This window comes from Glutamicibacter sp. 363, from assembly GCF_052379505.1.
Lineage (GTDB): Bacteria > Actinomycetota > Actinomycetes > Actinomycetales > Micrococcaceae > Glutamicibacter.
The window spans coordinates 1-22959 of the sequence record NZ_JBQSYR010000041.1; the positions used below are offsets into that span (position 1 = coordinate 1).

23 protein-coding genes are annotated in these 22959 nt (G+C 61.2%); 11 read left to right on the plus strand and 12 right to left on the minus strand.

Annotated features, from left to right (window positions below; all coding sequences use genetic code 11):
- The 5 genes from ACT3UA_RS17565 to ACT3UA_RS17585 form a co-directional block, all read right to left on the minus strand.
- The coding region (locus ACT3UA_RS17565; protein WP_444617657.1) for an RHS repeat-associated core domain-containing protein at positions 1-393 on the minus strand (393 nt) is incomplete at its 3' end.
- Positions 394-758: 365 nt separating this feature from the next.
- Complete coding sequence (locus tag ACT3UA_RS17570) at positions 759-1175, minus strand: DUF3151 domain-containing protein (RefSeq protein ID WP_444617659.1); 417 nt, start codon at positions 1173-1175, stop codon at positions 759-761.
- A gap of 2 nt (positions 1176-1177) precedes the next feature.
- Positions 1178-2200: a class II fructose-bisphosphate aldolase gene (fbaA, locus tag ACT3UA_RS17575; RefSeq protein ID WP_096285777.1), complete on the minus strand. Its 1023-nt coding sequence runs from the start codon at positions 2198-2200 to the stop codon at positions 1178-1180.
- Between the two features lie 191 nt (positions 2201-2391).
- Positions 2392-3696: a peptidoglycan DD-metalloendopeptidase family protein gene (locus tag ACT3UA_RS17580; RefSeq protein WP_444617661.1), complete on the minus strand. Its 1305-nt coding sequence runs from the start codon at positions 3694-3696 to the stop codon at positions 2392-2394.
- A gap of 205 nt (positions 3697-3901) precedes the next feature.
- Complete coding sequence (locus tag ACT3UA_RS17585) at positions 3902-4558, minus strand: TrmH family RNA methyltransferase (RefSeq protein WP_444617663.1); 657 nt, start codon at positions 4556-4558, stop codon at positions 3902-3904.
- Positions 4559-4694: 136 nt separating this feature from the next.
- On the opposite strand from ACT3UA_RS17585, the gene ACT3UA_RS17590 reads away from it, so the two are divergent.
- The 5 genes from ACT3UA_RS17590 to ACT3UA_RS17610 all read left to right on the plus strand — a co-directional run bounded on the left by ACT3UA_RS17590 (position 4695) and on the right by ACT3UA_RS17610 (position 8044).
- Entirely contained in the window at positions 4695-5543 is an 849-nt protein-coding gene (locus ACT3UA_RS17590) for an HAD-IIA family hydrolase (protein WP_255248413.1), read from the plus strand.
- Positions 5544-5600: 57 nt separating this feature from the next.
- Complete coding sequence (locus ACT3UA_RS17595; RefSeq protein ID WP_096285783.1) at positions 5601-5840, plus strand: hypothetical protein; 240 nt, start codon at positions 5601-5603, stop codon at positions 5838-5840.
- Between the two features lie 115 nt (positions 5841-5955).
- A complete protein-coding gene (locus ACT3UA_RS17600) occupies positions 5956-6495 on the plus strand; it encodes a TetR/AcrR family transcriptional regulator (protein ID WP_217990364.1) in 540 nt (179 codons plus the stop codon).
- A gap of 41 nt (positions 6496-6536) precedes the next feature.
- Positions 6537-7322, plus strand: a complete 786-nt coding sequence (locus tag ACT3UA_RS17605; RefSeq protein WP_176484157.1) for an ABC transporter ATP-binding protein — start codon at positions 6537-6539, stop codon at positions 7320-7322.
- The gene (locus ACT3UA_RS17610; protein WP_444617667.1) at positions 7319-8044 is read left to right on the plus strand and encodes an ABC transporter permease; all 726 of its coding nucleotides are present in this window, start codon (positions 7319-7321) and stop codon (positions 8042-8044) included. The genes ACT3UA_RS17605 and ACT3UA_RS17610 overlap by 4 nt, the downstream gene beginning before the upstream one ends.
- 157 nt (positions 8045-8201) lie before the next feature.
- Here ACT3UA_RS17610 and ACT3UA_RS17615 read toward each other — a convergent pair whose 3' ends face one another.
- The 5 genes from ACT3UA_RS17615 to ACT3UA_RS17635 all read right to left on the minus strand — a co-directional run bounded on the left by ACT3UA_RS17615 (position 8202) and on the right by ACT3UA_RS17635 (position 13926).
- Positions 8202-8699, minus strand: coding sequence for a gluconokinase (locus tag ACT3UA_RS17615; RefSeq protein ID WP_444617669.1), 498 nt, complete (start codon positions 8697-8699; stop codon positions 8202-8204).
- Between the two features lie 56 nt (positions 8700-8755).
- Positions 8756-9985 carry a D-mannonate dehydratase ManD gene (gene manD / locus ACT3UA_RS17620; RefSeq protein ID WP_444617671.1) on the minus strand — a complete coding sequence of 410 codons (1230 nt, stop codon included), beginning with the start codon at positions 9983-9985 and terminating at the stop codon, positions 8756-8758.
- Positions 9986-10039: 54 nt separating this feature from the next.
- Positions 10040-11434, minus strand: coding sequence for a mannitol dehydrogenase family protein (locus ACT3UA_RS17625; protein ID WP_444617673.1), 1395 nt, complete (start codon positions 11432-11434; stop codon positions 10040-10042).
- Positions 11431-12837, minus strand: a complete 1407-nt coding sequence (gene uxaC / locus ACT3UA_RS17630) for a glucuronate isomerase (RefSeq protein ID WP_096285793.1) — start codon at positions 12835-12837, stop codon at positions 11431-11433. The genes ACT3UA_RS17625 and uxaC overlap by 4 nt, the downstream gene beginning before the upstream one ends.
- Before the next feature lie 81 nt (positions 12838-12918).
- Positions 12919-13926: a LacI family DNA-binding transcriptional regulator gene (locus ACT3UA_RS17635; RefSeq protein ID WP_444617674.1), complete on the minus strand. Its 1008-nt coding sequence runs from the start codon at positions 13924-13926 to the stop codon at positions 12919-12921.
- Positions 13927-14120: 194 nt separating this feature from the next.
- Between ACT3UA_RS17635 and ACT3UA_RS17640 the strand changes: the two genes are divergently transcribed.
- The 4 genes from ACT3UA_RS17640 to ACT3UA_RS17655 all read left to right on the plus strand — a co-directional run bounded on the left by ACT3UA_RS17640 (position 14121) and on the right by ACT3UA_RS17655 (position 19578).
- Entirely contained in the window at positions 14121-15131 is a 1011-nt protein-coding gene (locus tag ACT3UA_RS17640) for a TRAP transporter substrate-binding protein (protein ID WP_096285797.1), read from the plus strand.
- A gap of 29 nt (positions 15132-15160) precedes the next feature.
- Complete coding sequence (locus ACT3UA_RS17645; RefSeq protein ID WP_096285799.1) at positions 15161-15664, plus strand: TRAP transporter small permease; 504 nt, start codon at positions 15161-15163, stop codon at positions 15662-15664.
- An 8-nt stretch (positions 15665-15672) separates the two neighbouring features.
- Complete coding sequence (locus tag ACT3UA_RS17650) at positions 15673-16983, plus strand: TRAP transporter large permease (protein ID WP_444617676.1); 1311 nt, start codon at positions 15673-15675, stop codon at positions 16981-16983.
- Between the two features lie 210 nt (positions 16984-17193).
- Positions 17194-19578, plus strand: coding sequence for a glycoside hydrolase family 3 N-terminal domain-containing protein (locus ACT3UA_RS17655; protein WP_444617678.1), 2385 nt, complete (start codon positions 17194-17196; stop codon positions 19576-19578).
- Between the two features lie 98 nt (positions 19579-19676).
- Here the strand turns inward: ACT3UA_RS17655 and pyrE are convergent, their stop codons facing one another.
- Complete coding sequence (gene pyrE, locus ACT3UA_RS17660; RefSeq protein WP_444617680.1) at positions 19677-20234, minus strand: orotate phosphoribosyltransferase; 558 nt, start codon at positions 20232-20234, stop codon at positions 19677-19679.
- 235 nt (positions 20235-20469) lie between these two features.
- On the opposite strand from pyrE, the gene ACT3UA_RS17665 reads away from it, so the two are divergent.
- Positions 20470-20904, plus strand: a complete 435-nt coding sequence (locus ACT3UA_RS17665; protein ID WP_096285805.1) for a MarR family winged helix-turn-helix transcriptional regulator — start codon at positions 20470-20472, stop codon at positions 20902-20904.
- Positions 20905-20997: 93 nt separating this feature from the next.
- Positions 20998-21822: an ammonia-dependent NAD(+) synthetase gene (gene nadE / locus ACT3UA_RS17670; RefSeq protein ID WP_096285807.1), complete on the plus strand. Its 825-nt coding sequence runs from the start codon at positions 20998-21000 to the stop codon at positions 21820-21822.
- Between the two features lie 331 nt (positions 21823-22153).
- Here the strand turns inward: nadE and ACT3UA_RS17675 are convergent.
- Positions 22154-22959, minus strand: an 806-nt coding sequence (locus ACT3UA_RS17675) for an acyl-CoA dehydrogenase family protein (protein ID WP_444617683.1), incomplete at its 5' end; no start/stop codon positions are given.

The following is a 22959-nucleotide window of genomic DNA, read 5'->3' on the forward strand; positions in this document are numbered from 1 at the left end:
CTGATGCACCGGGTCATTACCTGCATAGGAATAAGGGTTAGAGGCCCAACCAGCACCAGTAGTCGGCTCCAGCGGATCCGTGCTCAAGAAACCCCGTGTTGACGGGTCATACAGACGCACGCCAAGCCAATCCAAACCCTGAACATTCAACTGCCCATTACCCGTAAGCTGGATATGCTCTGGCAGACCGGGCAACGCGGTAAGCACCTGAGCTGAAGATAGCCCGGGATATGCTGAAGTGCCCGCCATGGCTTGCTGTGACCACGGAGTTTCAGGATGCGATGTATGTTCGCTACGCCAGCCAGAAACCTTCAATTGACCATCAATGATCGTGTTTCCTGCAGGTGCGTACGTGACAGACGTTTCCCCCACGGTGAGCAGTTGCGGAGTCAAAGCGTTGGTGTCCCACCACAAATCCGTGCCATCAATGCCTACGAGATCGCCTAGAGCATCGACCCAAAGATCCTGTTTCGTAGGATTCTCTATCCGGGCACCTGTTGAAGGGTCTAATGGCGTTCTGGTGATGCTCGATAAGCGGCCCGTTTCATCCCAGCCAAAGGTTTTTTCCTGAGAACCATCGTGTTCACTGACTCGACGCCCTGTCTGTCAGGGTTGAGTGAGACCAGTCCCTCATAGCAACCCCCGCCTCACCCCAGACAGGGTGTAGCCAAGTTTGGACCTGAGCACTCTTGACTGACGCGCCAAACGGCGGCCCTTCTCGCAAAGAGAACGGCCGCCGTTTGGCGAATATGAATTATTTACTTGCCAGCTTCGATTTCAGCCTTGGCAGTGGCATCCGAGTCGTTAAGGAACTTGCCAATACGGTCGACTTCTTCAGTCTCCCCGATGGCGGCAGCCGCACGACCCAGCGCGTAAAGCGAACGCAGGAAACCGCGGTTTGGTTCATGGCGCCAAGGGACCGGCCCCTGTCCACGCCAGCCTGATTTGCGCAACGAGTCCAAGCCACGGTGGTAGCCGACGCGGGCGAACGCGTAGGATTCCACAACACGGCCTTCGCTGTGTGCTTCGTTGGCGAGCAATGCCCAGACCAGCGAAGATGCAGGGAACTGAGCAGCAAGATCTACCGCTTCGTCACCGGCTTCGTAGCGTGCCAGTAAGTCGGTTTCCTCGGGCAGCAGTGTCTCTGGGATACCCAGTAGATTCTCTCCGGCCATTATTACTTCAGCGACTTTCCGGCCGAGCCGAGCTGACGTGCACCCTCAACGATGCGAGCCGCCATTGACTCTTCAGCCTTGGCGCCCCAGACGCGTGGGTCATAGGTCTTCTTGTTGCCGACTTCGCCGTCGATCTTCAGCACGCCGTCGTAGTTGGCAAGCATGTGGCCTGCCACCGGGCGAGTGAAGGCATACTGGGTGTCGGTATCGATGTTCATCTTGATGACACCGTAGGACACCGCGTCGGCAATTTCCTTATCGGAGGAGCCCGAACCGCCGTGGAAGACGAGATCGAAGGGGTTGGCCTTGCCGATCTTGGCGCCAACCTGAGCCTGGATGTCCTTCAGAATCTCTGGACGCAGCTTGACATTGCCTGGCTTGTACACGCCGTGCACGTTGCCGAAAGTCAGCGCGGTGATGTAGCGGCCCTTTTCACCGGCGCCCAGGGCGTCGATGGTAGCCAAGGCGTCCTCAACGGTGGAGTACAGCTTGTCGTTGATGGCGTTCTCCACGCCGTCTTCTTCGCCGCCAACTGCGCCGATCTCGACTTCGAGGATCTGCTTGGCGGCAGCGGTGCGCGGCAGCAGCTCGGCTGCGATGCGCAGGTTCTCTTCGAGGGTTTCGGCCGAGCCGTCCCACATGTGCGAGTTGAAGAATGGGTCGCGGCCGGCGGCGACCTCTGCCTCGGAGGCTGCAAGCAACGGCAGCACGAAGGAGTCCAGCTTGTCGGCTGGGCAGTGGTCGGTGTGCAACGCGATGTTCACGCCGTAGCTCTTGGCGACCTGGCGGGCGAAGGCGGCAAAACCGAGCGAGCCGGTCACCATGTCTTTGATGGAGGCACCGGACCAGTAGGCTGCGCCACCGGTGGATACCTGGATGATGCCATCCGATTCGGCTTCGGCGAAGCCGCGGATTGCGGCGTTCAGCGTCTGCGAGCTGGTGACGTTGACCGCCGGGAAGGCGTACCCGCCAGCCTTGGCGGCATCGATCATTGCATTGTACTTATCGGGGGTTGCGATAGGCATGCTTCACTCCTTGTGATTAGCGAGGGTGGACGCGTCGCCTTTGACGGCGTTTCTCACCCCATCCTATCGGCAGCGGGGCGTGACGTGGCGTAGATCTCCGAACGTGACACGTGATGAAGCGTATTGGAGCAGAAAACCGCGGGTGGAAGCCAGCCTTTGGCTGATTTCCACCCGCGGTTATCGGTGACCTGCTACTTGCTGGCCGACCCCGAGGACTGCGAAGCATCGGATGACCCGGTCGCCTCCGGGGTTACCGTGCTAGACGTTGCTGGCGGTGCCGAGGAACCCTTGGTTTCCGGGACTGCAGAAGTCGATTCCTTCTTATCCGGGGTAGAAGAATCACTGGCCTTCGGCGCTGTATCCGTAGCCTCAGGCTCCGTCGGGGTAGATGTATCCTGCGTTGGATCCTTGGATGGCGGGGTATCCCCCGACCCCTCAGTCGGTGTCGTCTCGTCGGTTGGCGTAGGCGACTCGGAGTCGGTCGGTGATGGAGACTTCGAATCCGTAGGCGACGGCGACTTCGAGTCCGTCGGTGACGGAGATTTCGATTCCGTAGGCGAAGGCGGCTTGGAGTCCGTCGGTGATGGCGAGTTCGAATCGCTCGGGCTTGGCTTCGGTTTTGGCTTAGGTTTCGGCACCACTGGAGTGTCGTCCCGTGGAACCACTACATCAGGATCCGAGCTCTCGTTGCGATCCGGTCCCTGCGTTTGTGGACCGTTGGAGCCGTTGCCCTTTGGAGCACTGTTCGAGTTCACCGTCAGGCGGGTCGAATCGATCATTGCCTTGGGCTGGCCGGGGATCCCTGGCAGATAGTTGCGTGGATCGTGCCAGCGACCGTTGACGATCACTTCGAAGTGCACGTGGCAACCCGTCGAATTACCGGTGGTTCCCGCGAGCGCGATCAGCTCGCCCTGCTTGACCTCTTGGCCAATCTTGGCCACCAGCTTCGAGTTGTGGCTATAGCCGGTCTGTACATTGCTACCGTGGTCGATGGTGACGCGCATGCCCGAGTGGCCGTGCCATCCGGAGACGATGACGCGACCAGCTTCACTGGCGTACACCGGAGAACCACAAGAGATTGGGTAGTCCTGACCGATGTGGATCTGGTTTCCTGGACCGGTGGGATTGCTGCGCCACCCGTAGGGACTGGAGATGCGTCGAGTAGGGACCGGGTGCATCAGTTGCAAGTCACCGGGAAGCTGCCCGATGGCGCCAACGGCTCCTGCGAGAAGTGCGGTTTCGGTTTCGGACTCGGACTCCTCGGAAGTTTCGGCGGCGCCTTCAACCATCCCCAAGGGGCGGCCATCGATGGCAAGCGCCCGCCCCGATCCGCCGAAGGCGTTCAACGGAGCGTCCTGATTGACATAGACCGGGTTGCTGAAGTTTGCGGGCGCGGCCTGCGCATCGATGGCTATGGGCATATTGCCCTGACGATCATCGGCTGTTTGCGCAACAATAGGAATTGCGAGCGCGCCGGTGAGACCAATGGCGGCCACCACTGAGGTGGCCCATACGATCAGACGTTTCCTTTTCCGGGGCAAGCCGATAAGTAATAAGTCGTGGTTTACCTGATGTCGCCGTTTCACTACTGCCGCTCCCAGATCACGAATGCATAACCAAGGCCTAGCCTATGGTGTATTTCACAACTAATCCAGATGCTCGAATAAACTTCTGCCTAAAAGACAGATGTTTATCCCTTTGTTAACTCACCCGTTGCCCGAAGACGTGCCTGCGGACCCAGGCATGCATCGCTATACCGGCAGCCGAAGCTGCGTTTATCGATCGAGTTGAACCAAACTGTTCAATTGAAAGAGTGTCTTTCGCTGCTGCATGTACCTCCGGGCTGAGGCCAGGGCCTTCTTGGCCGAACACCAGCACACAGTTTCGTGGAAGTTCGTATGTCTCCAGAGGGACCGAATCGGGGAAAATATCTATCCCCAAGATGGTCAGCCCCTCCCCTTCGGCCCAGATCACGAATTCATCCACGGTGGCATGGTGGCGTACATGTTGGTAACGATCGGTCACCATAGCACCTCGGCGATTCCAGCGTCGGCGGCCAATGATATGGACCTCCTTGGCCAGAAACGCGTTTGCCGAGCGCACCACTGTGCCGATATTCATGTCGTGCTGCCAGTTCTCAATAGCGATATGAAAATCGTGGCGGCGCTCGTCGAGATCCGCAATGATCGCGTCCATCAACCAGTAGCGGTACTTGTCGGCGACGTTGCGCCGATCTCCCTGGGCCAACAGCTCAGGGTCATAGTGCGCATCCGTCGGCAGTTCACCCTGCCAAGGGCCAACGCCGATGATGTGTTGCGCTGCTGGATCTGCCGTGGGTTCCTGCGATTCTTCGTTCACCCTTTAAGGGTAGTTGTTCGGCGAGGTGTCCACGTTCACGGCACTCACGGCAATTGCTGTGTAGGCTTTTAGTACCAGGGAAGTTGATCAATGACGAAACGTCCCACCATCACTGCCCAAGGAGGAATAACACCTCGTGACGACCATAACTCGAGCTTCGCGCACCATCCACGACATCAAAACCTGGCTGACCGACATGGACGGCGTGCTTGTCCATGAAAATCAGGCAATCAAGGGTGCCTCCGAGCTGATTCAGTACTGGCGCGAGAACGATTTGCGATTCCTCGTGTTGACCAATAACTCGATCTACACCCCACGCGACCTGCGCGCCCGACTGCTCGCCTCGGGCTTGGACGTTCCGGAGCAGAACATCTGGACCTCCGCCCTGGCCACCGCCGAGTTCCTGGCACGTCAGCGCCCCGGCGGACGCGCATTCGTAATCGGTGAAGCAGGTTTGACCACCGCTTTGCACGATGCCGGGTTCATCATGACCGATCAGAATCCGGATTATGTGGTGCTCGGTGAGACGCGCACCTACTCCTTTGAAGCCATCACCAAGGCGATTCGTTTGATCGAGGGCGGCGCACGCTTTATCGCAACCAACCCGGATGCCACCGGCCCTTCGTCCGAGGGTCTGCTGCCGGCCACCGGCGCGGTGGCGGCGCTGATCACTCGGGCCACCAACCGCGAACCGTACGTGGTGGGCAAGCCCAATCCGATGATGTTCCGTTCGGCCCTGAACCGGATCGACGCGCACTCGGAAACCACCGCAATGATCGGTGACCGGATGGACACCGACATCATTGCCGGCATGGAAGCCGGGCTGTTGACCGCGCTGGTCCACACCGGCATCACCTCGGCCAGCGATGTTGATACCTTCCCGTTCCGCCCGGATCTGCAGTACCCCTCGGTGGCTACCCTGCACGGCGAGCTAGTAGCGGAAGGCACCGGCGAACCAGCTGCCGGCAAGGTTAAAAAGCCGTAGCCTGAGCCTTGAGATCCGCCCCTTGCCAACCGTGGAAAGGGGCGGATACTTGTTTGCATGATGAGCCGTCCCTCCCAGCGGAGGCTGTTGAAGTTCGTATTGCTTGCCGTTGGCATTTATTTGGGCCTGACCCTTTTCATCGCCTTGAATTATGCGATGCGTTCCTGTCTGGGCCAAGGCGCCGAATTGCACTGCTCCGTATCCAATACCGTGGTGTGGGGAGAGCACCGCCTGCTCGGATTTGCCGTGCTCGCCTACTTGCTCGTAATTCTCGGCCTGTGGGCCAAGCGCAGCTGAGGCACCCAAGACGTATGCTTGATCCGTGAATCAGGAATCCGAATACCCGAGCGCCGCACCACGTGGCCGCGGGCGGCCTAGGGGCAGCACCACAGGTTCAACCCGCCGGAAAATCTTGAAAGCCGCGACCGAGGAATTCAGCACCGTCGGTTTCGAGGCGGCAAGCATTCGTTCCGTGGCGCGCCGCGCTGGTGTCGATTCGGCTCTGGTTCACCACTACTTCAAAGACAAGACCGGCCTCTTCCTCGAAGCGCTCAATATGCCGGTTAATCCTGGGGAGCTGGTTGCTCAGGCAATGACCAGCCCGCTTGACGAACTGGGCGAAGCCCTGGTGCGCACCGTCGTGACGGCGTGGGCAAACCCCGCCATTCGTCCTGCGGCCACCAGCTTGATCCGTGGCATGCTTTCCAGTCAGTCGGCAACCAAGCTCATGCGGCCCTTCCTCCAAAAAGAACTGCTCGCGCGGCTTGGCAAATCCTTGCCGCCCGCCGACGCCGACCGACGAGCCGCGCTGGCAGCGACACAGGTCATCGGAATGATTATCGGGCGGTACATCATTCAGCTCGAGCCGCTGGCTTCGATGGAGGACGAGGAGGTAGTAGCCTGCATTGGGCCCGCCGTCCAGTGGCATCTGACAGGAAAAATGCCGTCCTGAAAGCGTTGACCCCGGCCTTAAAGGGGTCTTTAATTCATTGCATGATGAATAAATCGGCCTGCGTTGTCGTGGACGGTTTGAGCGCGAAGCGAAGCAAGATGCTTGTGCTCGACGAGCTGAGTTTTGCGCTGTCCCCCGGACGCGTCATTGGCCTACTGGGCCCTAGCGGCAGCGGCAAGAGCACCTTGCTGCGGAGCATCGTCGGGAGCCAAATTATCACCCATGGCAGCGTGAAGGTGCTCGGCTCCTCGGCCGGCAGCAAGGCCCTGCGCCACCGAGTTGGCTACATGACGCAGGCTGCCAGCGTCTACGACGATCTCACCGTGCGCCAGAATATCGCCTACTTCGCAAGGATTCTTGGCGTATCCACCGCAGATGTTGACCGCGTCATCGCGTTGACCGATCTCGATCTTCAGTCGAAAAAATTAGCCATAGATCTTTCCGGAGGACAACGCAACCGAGTGTCATTGGCCATTGCGTTGCTCGGAACGCCAGATCTCGTCATCCTCGATGAACCAACGGTCGGGCTTGACCCGGTGCTTCGCTCCGATCTCTGGCGGCTGTTTACCGAACTTGCCGCCACCGGAATGTGCCTACTGGTCTCCAGCCATGTCATGGATGAAGCGATGCGCTGCGACGAGTTGCTCCTGCTCCGCGAGGGCCAACTGCTAGCCCAGCTCACCCCGGCTGAACTGCTTGCACGCACTCGAACCGAGAATCCAGAAGAAGCCTTCCTGGCCCTTGTTGGCGGGGTTGGCGGCGCAACGCCGAACGTTGCACGGCCGACTCCAAAACACCGCGCCGCGGGCAAGGAGAGTTCACCATGATCCGCACGCTCGCCACCTCCGGACGCGTCTTGCAGCAGGTTCGGCACGATCCACGAACCATTGCCCTCATGCTGGTGGTTCCCAGCCTGCTCATTGGCTTGATGTCCTGGATCTTCACCGATACAGACGTTTTTGCCCTGATCGGCCCAGCCATGATCGCGCTGTTTCCGTTTATCGTCATGTTTCTGGTGACCAGCATTGCCACGCTTCGTGAGCGCCACATCGGAACCCTGGAGCGTTTGCTGAGTTTGCCGCTGGCCAAGGGGGAATTCATTCTTGGCTATGCGCTGGCCTTCACCCTGATCGCAATCCTCCAAACGGTGATCGCGGTGTCATTTGCCGTCTGGGTGTGCGGCTTGGAAATCCAGGGGAGCCTTTGGCTGCTGTTTTCGGTTGCGGCGCTCGATGCCTTGTTGGGCACCAGTCTGGGATTGATGGCAAGCGCCTTCGCCCGTACCGAATTCCAGGTGGTGCAGTTCATGCCCCTGTTCATCTTTCCGCAATTCCTGCTGGCCGGGATCATCCTTCCACGTGCGCAGCTTCCACGTCCCCTGGAGGTCTTCGGCGATTGGCTGCCGCTATCTCATGCGATCGATGCGTTGACGGCGATCGCGAATGGCACCGAAGATTCGGCCACGACCGCGAGCCTGCTGGTTATCATCGCGTGGATTATTGCGGCGCTTATTATCGGTTCGCTGACGCTGCGCCGCAGGACGCCGTAGCCCCCCGGCCCCGAGGCCCGGCGCAGCAAAGGCACCAATCTGCCTGGGGTTTCTCAACGCTCTCTGCAGGGCAGGACTCGAAGCGCTGTAATCTTCTGGAAGCAATAGGCAGTGGGGACTGAGCAGAATCAGTCCCCACTGCCTGTTAATCTGAGTTCTAGTCTCGGAATTCCAGCCAAGCAACCGCATCCTGAACCAGCTCACTAGGTGGCTGCGCGATGTCCAGTACGAGACCGAATTCGTCAGCTTCCAGCGGTTCGAGGGTTGCCAACTGCGACTGCAACAGTCCCACCGGCATGAAGTGGCCGGGACGTGAGCCCATGCGCTCGGTCAACAGCTCCTCCGAGCCGTGCAGGTGGATGAACACCGTTCCCGGCGCTTGCGCCCGAATCAGGTCACGGTATTTCCGCTTCAGCGCAGAGCAGGCGATGACCATTGATTCGTTGCCGACCGCTCCCAAACGATTGCCGACCTCGCGAAGCCACGGTTCGCGGTCCGCGTCGTCCAGTGGCTGCCCGGCAGCCATCTTGTCGATATTCGCCTGCGGGTGCAGCGAATCCCCATCGAGGAATCCCGCATCCAGTTCCGCGCCGAGCAGCTCGCCGACGGTGGACTTGCCGCAGCCCGAGACACCCATGACGATGACCCGGTTCAATGCGACAGCTCCTTCGGAAGTCTCCGTTTGCCCAGCTTGCGCCACAATTTGCTGGCTCACCAGTCGTGCACGGTGCCGTCGATGAGACGGTTGTAGGGCAGGTAGGCCTGCTGGTACGGGTAGGACAACGCCGCTTCCTCGTTGAATTCGACACCCAGGCCCGGCTTGTTGCCCGGGTGCAGGTAGCCGTCCTCGAAGGTCATGGACTGCTCGAAGACCGTGTTGGTGGCGTCCGAGTGCTGCATGTACTCCTGGATGCCGTAGTTGTGGATGGCCAGGCCCACGTGCAGCTGGGCGGCGAAGCCCACCGGGGAGATGTCGGTCGGGCCGTGGAAGCCGGACTTGACCTGGTACTGGGCGGCGTAGTCCATGACCTTCTTCAGCGGCGAGATGCCGCCGAAGTGGGTGGAGGCGGCGCGCACGTAGTCGATGAGCTGTTCCTTGATCAGCGACTGGAAGTCGTAGATCGTGTTGAAGACCTCGCCGATGGCGATCGGGGTGGTGGTGTGCTGGCGGACCAGGCGCAGCGCTTCCTGGTTCTCACCCGGGGTGCAGTCCTCGAGCCAGTACAGGTCGTAGGGTTCCAGGGACTTGCCCAGCTTGGCGGCCTGGATCGGGGTCATGCGGTGGTGCCCGTCGTGCAGCAGCGGGATCTCCGGGCCGAATTCGTTGCGCACCGCCTCGAAGACGCTCGGCAGGTGGCGCAGGTAGGCGCGGGTGTCCCAGTCCTCTTCTTGCGGGAACGCGCCGCGGCCGGCGGGCTCGTAGTCGTAGCGTTCACCCGAGGCCTGGGTCTGGGCGGCAACGCCATAGACGGCCTTAATGCCCGGGACGGCGGTCTGCACGCGGATGGACTTGTAGCCCAGTTCCAGGTGCTCGCGGATCGAGTCGAAGAGCTGCTCGGTGTCGGTGCCCGAGGCGTGGCCGTAGGCGCGCAGGCCGTTGCGCGAGGCGCCGCCCAGCAGCTGGTAGACCGGCATGTTCGCGGCCTTGCCCTTGATGTCCCACAGGGCCATGTCCACCGCGGCAATCGCGGCCATGGTGATCGGCCCGCGGCGCCAGTAGCTGGAGCGGTAGAGGAACTGCCAGGTGTCCTCGATGCGGTGCGCATCCTTGCCGATGAGCAGCTGGGCGACGTGGTCCTTCAGGTAGGAAGCGACCGCGAGTTCGCGGCCGTTCACGGTTGCGTCGCCGATGCCGACCAGGCCGGATTCGGTGGTGACCTTGAGGGTCACGAAGTTGCGTGACGGGCTGGTCACAAATACTTCTGCCTTGATGATTTTCATGGCAATCCTTTCGGGAAACGTGAGCTTCGATGCTCACGTGAGAGGTGGAGAAAACTAGCTGGTAAATCCCTTGCGCAGCTGGTGCACGCCGTCCACTGCCGGGCCTTCGGCGGCGAGCTGCGCATCAAGCACGGTGAGAAACGCGATGGTCTGCTCCCGGGACCCCGAGGAATCGGCGAGCGCCGCTTCCAGGGCCGGAGCCTGCGCGTCTGCCACTTCCGCGCCCGCGGCACGTTGGGCGGTGAGCTGATCGCACCAGGCGGCGATGGGACGCAAGGCTGCGCGCCCGTCGCGTCCGGCGGCGAGCTCTGCCCGGTAGACCGGGATCGCGCGGGCTGCCAGCTTCAGCGACCCGTCGATACCGATCTGAGCTAGGTAGTGGGCGATGCGCGGATTAGCGAAGCGTTCGGCCAGCGCCTGACGGTAGCCGGGGATATCCAGTCCCGGCTCGCTCAGGTGCGCCGCCGCAGCATCCCAGAACTCTTGGACCCACTGGTTGACTTGCGGGTCGGCCAGCGCCTGGGCAACGGTTTCGTGTCCACGCAGTTGTCCGGCGTAGGCCATCAGCGTGTGGGCACCGTTCAGCAGCCAGAGCTTGCGCCGTTCGAAGGGTTCGAGATCATCAACGAACAAGGCGCCGGCCTTTTCCCAGGCCGGATGTCCGGCTGGGAAGTCTCCTTGCAGCACCCAGGAGGTGAACGGTTCGGTGACTACCGGGGACGCGTCTTGGAAACCCGTTTCGGCGGCGACCGTGGCACGGTCTGCTTCCGTGGTCCGCGGGGTAATTCGGTCGATGGAGGTGTCCACGAAGCTGACATTGGCGGTGATCCAGTCGGCCAGCTCCGCATTGATTCCGGCGGCCAAGCCGAGCACCGCGGCACGGGTGACCGCGCCATTGCCCGGCAGATTGTCACAGGAGACAATCGCCAGGGCGCCGGCACCTGCGGCCTTGCGGGCGGCGAGCCCCAGCAGGATGCGCGCCGGGGCGGTGCGCAATTCTCCCACCGCTTCGCCGCCGTCGAGCATCTTGGCCAGCGCTTCTTGGTCATGGCGCACATCTGGATCTTGGGCATCGAGCACCGGTTGCCCCTGGGCGGTGATGACCTTGTACCCGGCTTCGGTGATCGTCAGCGTCACGATGGCGGTGGTGCCGCGGGAGAGCAGGTCGCGCAACGCGTCGAGGTCGCTGGCCGCGTAGGCGGTGGCGATCGATTCGATGGTTTCGAAGCGGTCACCCTCCGGCCCGCGGGTGACCAGGGTGTACAGCCCGTCCTGCGCGTTCAGCGTCTGCGCGGCGGTCGCCGAACGCCCGGTGAAGGCGGCGATCCCCCAGCCGTCGCCGGCCTGCACGGTGTACCAGGCCTGGTGGGCGCGGTGGAAGGCGCCCAGCCCTAGATGCACGATGCGGATCTGCGGGCGGGTGCCGCTGCGCTGCGCTGCGCCGCTCACAGCTTGAAAGCCCTGCGTGGTGCGGCGTCGACGACATCAACGATCAGCTCGGCGGCGCGGTCCTCACTGACCCGGTGCTCGGCGACCAGCCGGGCCAGGAAGGAGGCTTCGATGCGCCGTGAGGCGTCGTGCCGGGCCGGGATCGAGCAGAAGGCGCGGGTGTCGTCGATGAACCCGGAGGAGCGGGAGAACCCGGCGGTCTCGGTCACCGCGGAGCGGAAGCGCAGCATCGCATCGGGGGCGTCGAGGAACCACCACGGGGCGCCAATGTACACCGAAGGGTAGAACCCGGCCAGCGGCGCCAGCTCGCGGGAATAAACGGTCTCATCCATGGTGAACAGGATGAAGTTGAAGTCCGCCGCCGTGCCGAAGTCCTGCAATACCGGGCGCACCGCTTCGGTGAAGCTGACCGGGAACGGAATATCGTGGCCGGTATCGGCACCGAACTTCTCGAAGCTTGGCAGGTGGTGGTTGCGGAAGGAGCCGGGGTGCACGGTCATCACCAGACCGTCCTGCACCGACATCCGCGCGGACTCGTACATCATGTGCGCTTCGAACACGTCGCGGTCCTCGGCGGTGGCCTCCCCGCAGCGGGCCTTGGTGAACAGGCGTTCGGCCTCGGCGCGGTCCAGCTTCAGGGTCAGCGGGGTGCGCACGCCGTGGTCCGCGGAAACCGCACCGTGGGAGATGAAGTAATTGCGGCGATTCTCCAAGGCTGCGAGGTAGCCGGCGTAGCCCGAAGCCCCGTCGCCGGCCTCGCCGATGAGCTTATCCACGTTCTCCACCCAATCCGGGTGGGCGATGTTCAGGTAGGCGTCGGGACGGAAGGTCGGCAGCACCCGTCCTGCGAAGCTCGCATCTGCCGCAATTTCCGCGTGGTAGCGCAGATCATCCATCGGGTCATCGGTGGTGGCCAGCACCTCGATGTTGAAGTCCTTGAACAGCTGGCGCGGGCGGAAGCTCGGCTCGTTCAGCTTGCGCTGCAGCGCGTCGAAGCTAGCGTCTGCGGTTGCCTCGGAAATTTCGTCGCGCAGTTCAAATACATGCTCGAACTCGGAACGCAGCCAGTAGCCCGAAGCGGTGCCGTCGAACAACGGCCAGGCCTTGGCGAATTCGCGCCAGATGGAGCGGGCATCAACGTCTGGGCTGGTGCCCAGCACCAAGCGGTCCATCGGGACGCCACTTGCATGGATCAGCCGCTTGACGTAGTGATCGGGGGTGACCAACAGCGAAGCCGGATCCGGGAACGGGGTATCGGTGGCCAGCATGGCCGGATCGACGTGGCCGTGCGGGGAGATAATCGGCAGGTCTTGGACCAGCTCCAGGAGATTTCGTGCAATGGCACGCGTTCCGGGATCGGATGGGAGAAGCCGGTCTGGCGCGGCGGCAATCGATGAGGACATGGCAACATGGTTTCCAAGTTGTATGACCTTCGTCAACAAGTTGCCATTTGTTGGCAACAACAGCTGCCCGAGTGCAACTACCTATTCCGCCGCCGGTCCCGTCGAATTGCGCACCGCCAGCCTTGCCGGCAGCACCACCGGTTCGTTTGACCTCGATTTGGCGCCCGCGGCGAAGGCCAGAAGGTTGTTCACCGCGGTGGCGCCCTGCGAGTACAACGGTGTTTCCACCGTGGTCAGTGCCGGAGTAACCAAGGCCGCACCGTAGCTGTTGTCGAATCCCACAACGCTCACCTCGCCGGGAACCTGCACCCGTGCCTGCGTCATCCCGCGCATGAAGCCGATGGCCATCTGGTCGTTATAGGCAATGACCGCGCTGGTCCGGCGCTGCAGCCATTCGGTTGCCAGCGCCTCACCCCCGCCGATAGTCGGCTTGGACGAGTTCGTGCGACGCACCGAGAGTCCGAGTTCGCTCGCCGCTTCGCGCAGCGAACGCCAGCGCATGCCGTCCACCCAGGAGGCCTCGGGCCCGGCCAGGTAGGTGATATTGCGGTGGCCAAGTTCGGCCAGGTGCTCGGCGGCGCGGCGGATTCCGCGCGCATTGTCGGTGACCACGCTGGCCACGTCCTTGACCGCACGGTTCATCACGACCATCGGCTTCTGCTTGGCAAGCATCCGGATCGCGGAGTCGGACATGCGCGAGCTGGAGAGCACGATGCCGTCAACCATTGGCAGGACACGTTCCAACGCCTGGCGTTCACGAACCTCGGATTCCTGGGTGTGGGCAAGTAGGGTGATGTAGCCGGATTCCGAGGCGGCGGCCTCGGCCCCACGCACGATCTCCGCATAAACCGGGTTTCTGATATCGGCAATCACCACGGCAATCATCGAGGTGTGGCGCCCCGCGGCACGGCTGAATCCCGGCATGTGGGCCGAGCGGTAGCCGATAGCGGTCGCTGCATCGAAGATTCGTTGCGCCGTTTGGTGGCTGACCCGACCGGGTCTGGCGAAGGCACGCGAAACCGTGGACGCGGAAACTCCTGCCGCCGCGGCCACGTCATAGATCGAGGGTTGCTTTGGTAATTCTGTCATCTGGACCTCCATCGATCAGTGTAAGCGTGACCCATGCAACTAGTGGCAACATGTTGCAATATGGCAACGGGGTTTGGCTCTATGGAGTATGGCAAGGACCCGCCGCACTTGGTGGCGTGTCCCCATTGCAAGTGAATCGGCCGGGGATCCGAGCCCTTACAGATGCCCGCATGCGGGCAGGAAACAGGTAACACATGCGTTCCACTAAATTTTTGGGCCTCACCGGCGCCGCGGCAGTAATGATGCTGACCCTCGCGGCCTGTGGTGGTACCGATGCTTCGGGAGGTGGCGATTCAAAGGAGCTTCGCCTAGCCCTGAACCAGACCGAAACCCACCCGTCCTTCATTGCACTGGACAATATGGGAAAGAACCTCGACGAAGCTACCGAGGGGCGCGTCTCCGTTGACGTATACGCCAACGAAACCCTCGGCGCGCAGCAGGAAGCGATTCAGCTGGTCAGCGACGGCAGCGTGGACATGGCGGTGGTCTCCGGCACCCAGCTGGAGAACCTGAACCCCGAATTCCAGGTCTTCAACCTGCCAGGGGTCTTCGACAGCGTCGAGCACCAGATGGGCGTGATCGGTGACGAGGAAATCGTTGGCGAGCTCTACTCCTCGCTGGAGGACCAGAACCTGACCGTACTCGGCGGCTTCACCCAGGGCACCCGCAGCATCTACAACGCCAAGGCCCCGATCAACACCCCCGAGGACATGGCCGGCATGAAGGTGCGCGTTCAGGAATCCGAGGTGCAGCTGGACATGATCAAGGCCATGAAGGGCGCCCCTACCCCAATGGCCTTCGGCGAGGTCTACACCGCGCTGCAGTCCGGCGTGATCGACGCGGCCGAGAACAACGAAGTCTCCTACCTGACCCAGAAGCACTCCGAGGTTGCCAAGTTCTTCTCCAACACCAACCACCTGGTGGGTCTGGACTACGTGGTCGTCAACACCGACGCCTACGAAGCCATGAGCGAAGAAGACCGCGCGGCATTCGACGCGCAGTGGGATGCTGCGGTCACCGAGCACACCGCGCTATGGACCACCGAAACCGAGAAGGCGCACACCGAGCTCGAAGCCGCCGGCGTGGAATTCAACGACGTGGATGCCGCGGCATTCCAGACGGCGTTGAAGCCGCTGATCGAGAAGTATGTCAAGACCGACTCCGCCAAGAAGATCTACGACGCTGCACGCGCTGCGGCCAAGTAATCAGCATTGGTTAACGGACAGGTAATTTCATGCAAGTAGTAAAGAGAAGCTTCGACAGAATCCTCGCGGTGGCCTGCGTCGTGTTATTCGCGGTCCTCGTTCTCACGGTGGTCTGGCAGGTCTTTGCCCGCCAGGTCCTCAACAGCCCCAGCGCTTGGACTTCAGAGCTCGCGCAATACCTGTTCGTTTGGCTCGGCCTGTTCGGCGCGGCGCTGGTCTTCGCCGAACGCGGCCACATCGCGGTGGACTTCGTGGTGCGCAAATTGCCCACAACCCTGGAAAAAGCGACGGCGCTTTTTGTCCAGCTTGCCATTGTGGCATTTTCCGCATTGGTACTGGTCTGGGGCGGTTTCCGCGTGGCCGAGAAATCGTGGGGGCAGGCCCTGACCGGCCTGCCCGCCACGGTCGGCCCGCTGTATCTGGTCATGCCGATCACCGGCATCATCATCATTTTTTATGCGATCTACCATTCGCTTGCGGTTATCCGCGGCGATGAAGAGCCCATCGCAGACACCGAACCCGACGTCGTCTAGGAGGAACCGTGGAAACTGCATTACTCGCGGGGCTCATACTCCTCGTCGGAATCGTTGTACTTATTATCTTGTCGGTGCCTATCGCGGTGGCCATCGGACTCAGCTCGGTGGCCGCAATCATCGCGGTCCTAGGCTTCGACCGGGCCGTATTGACCACCTCGCAGCAGGTGTTTGCCGGTATTAATTCATTTACGCTGCTGGCCATACCGTTCTTCATCCTGGCCGGAGTGCTGATGAACAATGGCGGGATTGCCGGGCGGCTGATCGATGCCGCCAAGGTGCTGGTCGGCCGGATGCCCGGCTCGCTGGCGCAGACCAATACCGTGGCCAATGCGCTCTTCGGTTCGGTCAGCGGAGCGGCCGTCGCCTCGGCCGCCGCCGTAGGCACCGTCATGGGTCCACGGCAGAAGAAGGAAGGCTACGACCCCAACTTCTCCGCCGCGGTAAACATCGCCTCGGCGCCCTCGGGCATGCTGATCCCGCCGAGCAATACCTTCATTGTCTACTCGCTGGTTTCCAGCACCTCGATCGCCGCCCTCTTCGTGGCGGGCTACGGCCCGGGCCTGGTCTGGATCTTCGCGTGCATGCTCGTGATCTATCTGTACTCGCGCAAGCACAAGGAAACTCGCTCCACCGAACGCGTCACCTTCGCCGTCGCGATCCAGACCCTGGTCAAGGCCATTCCTTCGCTGCTGATGATCGTGATCGTCATTGGCGGTATCCTCAGCGGCGTCTTCACGCCCACCGAGTCAGCCGCGATCGCCGTGGTCTACTGCCTGATCCTGGGATTCATCTACAAGGCAATCAAGGTTCGCGATCTGCCCGGCATCCTGCTCAACGCAACCAAGACCACCGCCATCGTGATGCTGCTCGTTGGCGTTTCCACGGCAATGTCCTGGCTGATGTCCTTCGCGCGCATCCCGGATATGATTTCGGACGGGCTGCTGAGCCTGACCGATAACCCGACGCTCATCTTGATGATCATGATGGTGATCTTGCTGGCCGTAGGAACATTCATGGACCCGACCCCGGCAATTTTGATCTTCACCCCGATCTTCCTCCCGATCGTCATGGAGTTCGGAATTCACCCGGTGCACTTCGGCACCATGCTCGTTTTCAACCTGTGCGTTGGAACGATCACCCCGCCGGTGGGCAACGTGCTGTTCATCGGCGCCCGGGTCGCGGGGCTGCGCATCGAACCGGTGATCCAGAAACTGCTGCCGTTCCTGATCGCACTCCTCGCGGGACTGCTCCTCGTGGTGTTCGTTCCAGAGCTAAGCCTCTGGCTGCCAACCCAGCTGGATTTGATCGCACCTTAGGCAGCGTTTGCTCCACCTCGATCCCCTGCAGGCCTAGGCCTGCAGGGGATTTTTGGCATCCGGGCCTGCAAGGCACCTTCCTGCAACACGGCAATTTATGGCAACCGCTTCGAACTTCACTATGCGCCAAGTCACAGTAGAAGTGACTTGGAATATCCGCACAGCTCAGGGATTCCAACCATCACTCGCAACCCACCAATGGAGACACCGATGTCCCGAAAGAATTCAGCGCTCGCGATGCGCAGACGCATCGCGGCGGCAATAGTCATTCCCCTGGCCCTTACGCTGGCCGCCCCGGCAGCCGGAGCCATGCCAAGCAACCGCAACGAGCCAGCTGCCGCGGAACTCCCGACCGCGGCGAAGTCCACCGAGGGAAACCACGGCAAACCGCCAACGCTTGAAGCACGCGTCAAGGACACCATCACGCACAAGGGCCGCAGCTTCAAAGATCTGAACGCCAACGGCAAGCTCGATACCTATGAAGACTGGCGCAAGCCAGCGGAGGAACGCGCCGCGGATCTGGTCTCGCAGATGACCTTGGACGAGAAGTCCGGACTGATGCTGATCGATACGCTGAACGCCGCCTGCGACGTCGAAACGCAAACCCGCGGCACGCTGGATCCAAAGGCCAGCGACTACGTGAACAACCAGAAGATGCACCGCTTCGTCTTCCGCAACACGGTGACCAGCGAGGACAAAGCAGTCTGCGGCGACAGCGAAGGCGGCTTCCGGGCCAGCACCTCGCTGACCCCGCAGGAAGCGGCCAAATACATGAACACCGTCCAGGAGCTCGGCGAAGGAACTCGCCTGGGCATCCCGATGCTGTTCAAGTCCAACGCGCGCAACCACATCGACCCGGATGCCCGGGCAGGAATCAACGAGTCCGCCGGCGCCTTCACCGCTTTCCCCAAGGAGGCGGGTCTGGCGGCCGCGGCCCTGGGCGAAGAGGCACTGCGCACCGGGCAGGATCCGGCCACCGGAGACATGTCCATCATCGATGACTTCACCGGAGTCATGGGCGAGGAGTGGGCATCCATCGGGCTGCGCGGAATGTACGGCTACATGGCGGACCTGTCCACCGAACCACGCTGGTACCGTGCCCACGAGACCTTCACCGAGGACGCTGAGCTCAACTCGAACATCATGAGCTCGCTCGTCCAGAGCCTGCAGGGGCCAGCGGACCAAGAAGGCGTCTCGTTGAACCCGGACAGCCCGGTCGCGCTGACCATGAAGCACTTCCCCGGCGGCGGGCCGCAGGAACTGGGTCTGGATGCGCACTATTCCTTCGGCAAGACCCAGGTCTACCCAGGTGATGGCTTCGGCTACCACCTCAAGCCTTTCGAAGCAGCCATCAATGCCGGCGTTTCCTCAATCATGCCCTACTACGGGGCACCAATGGAGGTCACCTACAACGGCGTCGAATACGACTCGACCGGCATGGCCTTCTCCAAACAGATCGTCAATGACCTGCTGCGCGACGAGCTGGGCTTCGCCGGATACGTCAACTCTGACACCGGGATCATCAACGACCGCGCCTGGGGCTTAGAAGACCAGAGCGTCCCGGAGCGGGTCGCCGCCGCGGTCAACGGGGGAACCGACACCCTTTCGGGCTTCCACGACGTCAAGACAATCACCGATCTGGTCGACTCGGGACTGCTCACCGAAGAACGCATCGATTTGGCAGCCACGCGGCTGACCACCCCGATGTTCCAGATGGGCCTGTTTGAGAACCCCTATGTCGAGGTCGAATCCGCCGGCAAGATCGTTGGCAGCGAGGCGAACCGCGAGGTAGGACTGGATTTGCAGCGCAAATCGGCGGTATTGCTGCAGAACAAGGAAACTCCTGACGGGGAGAAGGTCCTTCCGCTGAAGCCGAACTCGGATGTCTACATCCTGGGTGACTTCACCGAGGAAAAGGTCGCCAGCTACGGCTACGACGTCACCAACGGCAACACCGAAGATCCGGCCGCGCGTCCAAGCGCCGAAGACAGCGACTACGCGCTGATCTCGGTGACCGTGAACAACAAAAACACCAGCGCCTACAAGTCCAACGATCCGGAAACCGGGATGAACCCCGAGCACCTCAGCTCGATCATCATGGACGGCGTCGCTGGGCTCGACGGCAACAGTCCGTTTGGCGCCGCGGATGCCTGCATGACCCAAGATGCCGAGAGCTGCACGGACGACGGCCTGGTCTTCGGCGGCTCGCTGCCATGGGAGTCCAGCGTCCTTGACTTCACCGGTATGTCCGAATCGCAGTCGTGGGAAATCAGCCCCTCGCTGGACACCATCAAAGAGGTCATGAACGAGGTCGAGGACCCGAGCAAGGTTGTCATGCACGTGTACTTCCGCCAGCCATTCGTCATGGATGAGGCCAGCGGAATGCGCGATGCGGGCGCCATCGTGGCAGGATTCGGCATGAGCGACACCGCGCTGATGGACGTGCTCTCCGGAAAGGTGGCACCGCAGGGTCGCATGCCGTTCGCGCTGGCCGGCACCGCCGAGGCCATCCGCGAGCAGTACAGCGACCTGCCAGGTTATGCGGAAACCACCGATGGTGAGCTCTACCCCTTCGGCTACGGTTTGACGTACTAGCAAGCCACGGCTTAGGAACCGCAGCTCAATAAAAACTGGCCCGGATGGGGCGGACCAAAAGTCCGTCCCATCCGGGCCAGTTCTTATTGAGTATGTAGTTACAGGCCCAGCTCGGTCTTGCCATAGGCGAACAAGTACGGAACGCCAGCTTCGGCCTCGATGCGCTCCTTGGCGCCGGTGTCGCGGTCAACGATCACGGCGACGGCAATGACGTTGCCGCCGGCCTTGCGCACGCCTTCGACGGCGGTCAGAGCGGAACCACCGGTAGTTGAGGTATCTTCCAGAACGATCACGTTCTTGCCTTCGACACTCGGCCCTTCAACCTGACGTCCCATTCCATAGGACTTCTGCGCCTTGCGCACCACGAATGCGTCAAGGCTACGGCCCCGAGTTCGCGCGGTATGCATGATTGCGGTACCCACCGGGTCTGCGCCCATGGTCAAACCGCCAACATTGGTGAATTCAAGCTTTGCCTCGTCCAGCAGATCGAGCATGACCTCGCCGATGAGTCCGGAAGCTTCCTGCTGCAAGGAGACCCGGCGCAGATCGATATAGTAGTCCGCTTCCTTGCCGGAGGAAAGAGTGACCTTGCCACGCACGATGGCAAGTTCTTGGATCAGTTCTTTAAGCCGCTCACGGGCGTTGGTTTCGCTCATAGGCACAATTCTAATCGCCACAACCGAGTGGCCGTTGCAAGGAATGCCCTGTATGAGAGCTATTTCTCGGTGCAATCCAGCCCCAAGACGCGGTACTCCGGGAACAGTCCCTCGCAGCCGTGCATCGTTACCTGATCAGGGCCCGGTGACGGATCGGTGGAACCGCGATTGAGCTGGCCGTACTTGTTTATTTTAGCCCCTAGCCCCAGCCGTAACTCCCGGCTAGGGTGGGATCATGAATGCGACTCGCCCCTTGGGTTTCTGGTTAAAATTGGTGGATTCGCTGATCGACGAGCAGTTTGCAGCGACCTTGGAAGAACACGGTGTCACGCGCCGGCAATGGCAGGTGCTGAACCTGCTCGAGCAGAATCCTGCGTCGGAAGCCGAGCTCACCACGGGCCTCTCACCGTTTTTTGCCTCGCCCGATGAACCTCAGTCCGTCACCGAACACCTGGCAGAGCTCGTGGAATCCGGGTGGATTTCGCGCCAAGGCGGTGAGTACCTGATCACCGAACGCGGACATGTGTCACTGGTGAAGCTCAGCGAACTGGTCGAACGAATCCGCACCCAGTGCGGCGAGGGACTCACCCCGGAGGCATATTCCACCACGGTGAGTTCCCTGGAACAGATGGCCAAGAACTTTGGCTGGGCCGAGGCTGAAACCGAGTAGCCTGCCGGGTGGAATGTTGAAAACAGATTAACTTTCCGCCCCGAACACCGGTATTTGGCCACAGCGCCCATTCTCATGCCTAGTATTGGATGCATGCGCGAACTGCAAGCAGAGATCATCGAAGAACTTGGCGTCAAGCCACAAATCATTCCGGCACAGGAGATCCACCAGCGCGTGGGGTTCCTGAAGGACTACCTCGGTGCAACCGGAGCCAAGGGTTTCGTGCTGGGAATTTCCGGCGGCATCGATTCCACCTTGGCCGGAAGGCTTGCGCAACTGGCGGTCCAAGAGGTCCGTGACGCCGGCGGCGAGGCGCACTTTGTCGCGGTCCGCCTGCCCCATGGGGTGCAGAGCGACGCCGATGACGCGGCGAAGGCCATGGCGTTCATCGGCGCCGACGAGGAGTTTGAAGTAAATATCGAAATGCCCGTCAAGGCTCTGGATGAAGCGCTGGACAACGCGGGCCACCCACGCATCAGCGACTTCAACCGCGGTAACGCGAAGGCCCGAATGCGCATGATCGTGCAATACGCCATGGCCGGCGATCGCCGCATGCTGGTCCTCGGAACCGATCATGCAGCCGAATCGGTCACCGGATTCTTCACCAAGTTCGGAGATGGTGGCGCGGACCTTTTGCCTCTCGCCGGGTTGAATAAACGCCAGAACCAAGCCTTGCTGCGAGAATTGGGTGCTCCAGAGCTCCTCTGGGCCAAGGAACCAACCGCGGACCTATTAGATGGCCAGCCGCAGCGGACTGATGAGGACGAGCTGGGGCTGAGCTACTCGCAGATCGATGACTACCTCGAAGGCCGGGAAGTCGATGCTGCCGCAGCCAAGTCCATCGAATCCCGCTTCCTCGGTTCGCGCCATAAGCGTACGGTTCCCGCAACCTACCTCGATACCTGGTGGCGCAGCTAGCTCTTCTCCTCGGGCACCGAGTCGGTTGCCTCGAGAGCTTCGCACAGGGTTTTGAAGTCGTCATTAATTTGTTTTCGTGGATGTTCGCTTACTCGTGCACTCTTCCAGAAACCGGCAGACAGCAATGGCAGGACAACTGCAGCCCCGAGCATAATGAAGCTCAAGCCCAGTGACTGTGCCCCACGCGCAGCTACGGAAGCGTTAGACCGCCATGATCCTCGTGCAGGTGGCGCATGCTGATGATCTGCCCTAGCCAGCACTTTCCGGATTGGAACGTACTTTCGGCGCAAACGTTCACTAGGACTCGGCCACCTACACATGGAGATTTTCCCTAGACGAACGCGCTCACTCCGGTCAGCGCCCGTCCAACGATCAATGAATTAATCTCATAGGTGCCCTCATAGGTGTGCAGGATTTCAACATCGCAAAAGAATTTGGCCATCTCATGGTCGGTCACCACACCATTTCCGCCAAGTAGCGCGCGGCCCAACGAGACCGTTTGGCGCGCGAGCCGGGTTGCAGTGGATTTGGCCAGCGCCGCGTCGACCATTTCCAGTTCGCCGCGTTCTTGCTTGCGCGCGATGTCCATCATCATTGACAGGCAAGCCGTCGCATTACCCGCAATCTCCGCCAAGGATTGCTGCACCAGCTGGAATGAGGCAATGGGTTGGCCGAATTGCTGCCGGTCCTTAGCGTAAGCGGTACAGATATCCAAGGTTGCCAGCATGGCGCCAACCGCCTGCCACCCGACCCAGGCGCGAGACTGCATCAACAACGCATTCGCCGAGGCGAAGTTGACCGCACCAGGGAGTTTATTCTCCAACGGAATGCGGACATTCTCCATTGAAATATCCGCATTCTGCATGATGCGCAGGCCGATCTTGTTTTCGATCTTGGTTGCGCTGTAACCCGGACGGTTGCTTTCCACCAGAAAGGCCCCCACCGCGCCGCTCTCGGGACATTTTGCCCAGATCAACGCAAAATCGGCGATGGTCCCCATTCCGATCCAACGCTTGGCCCCGTTGAGCACATATTCGTCGCCCTCGCGGGTCACGGTGGTGTGGATGCCTCCGGCAATGTCCGAACCATGGTCGGGTTCGGTCAACGCAAAGGCGCCAAAGGCTTGGAACGTGGTGA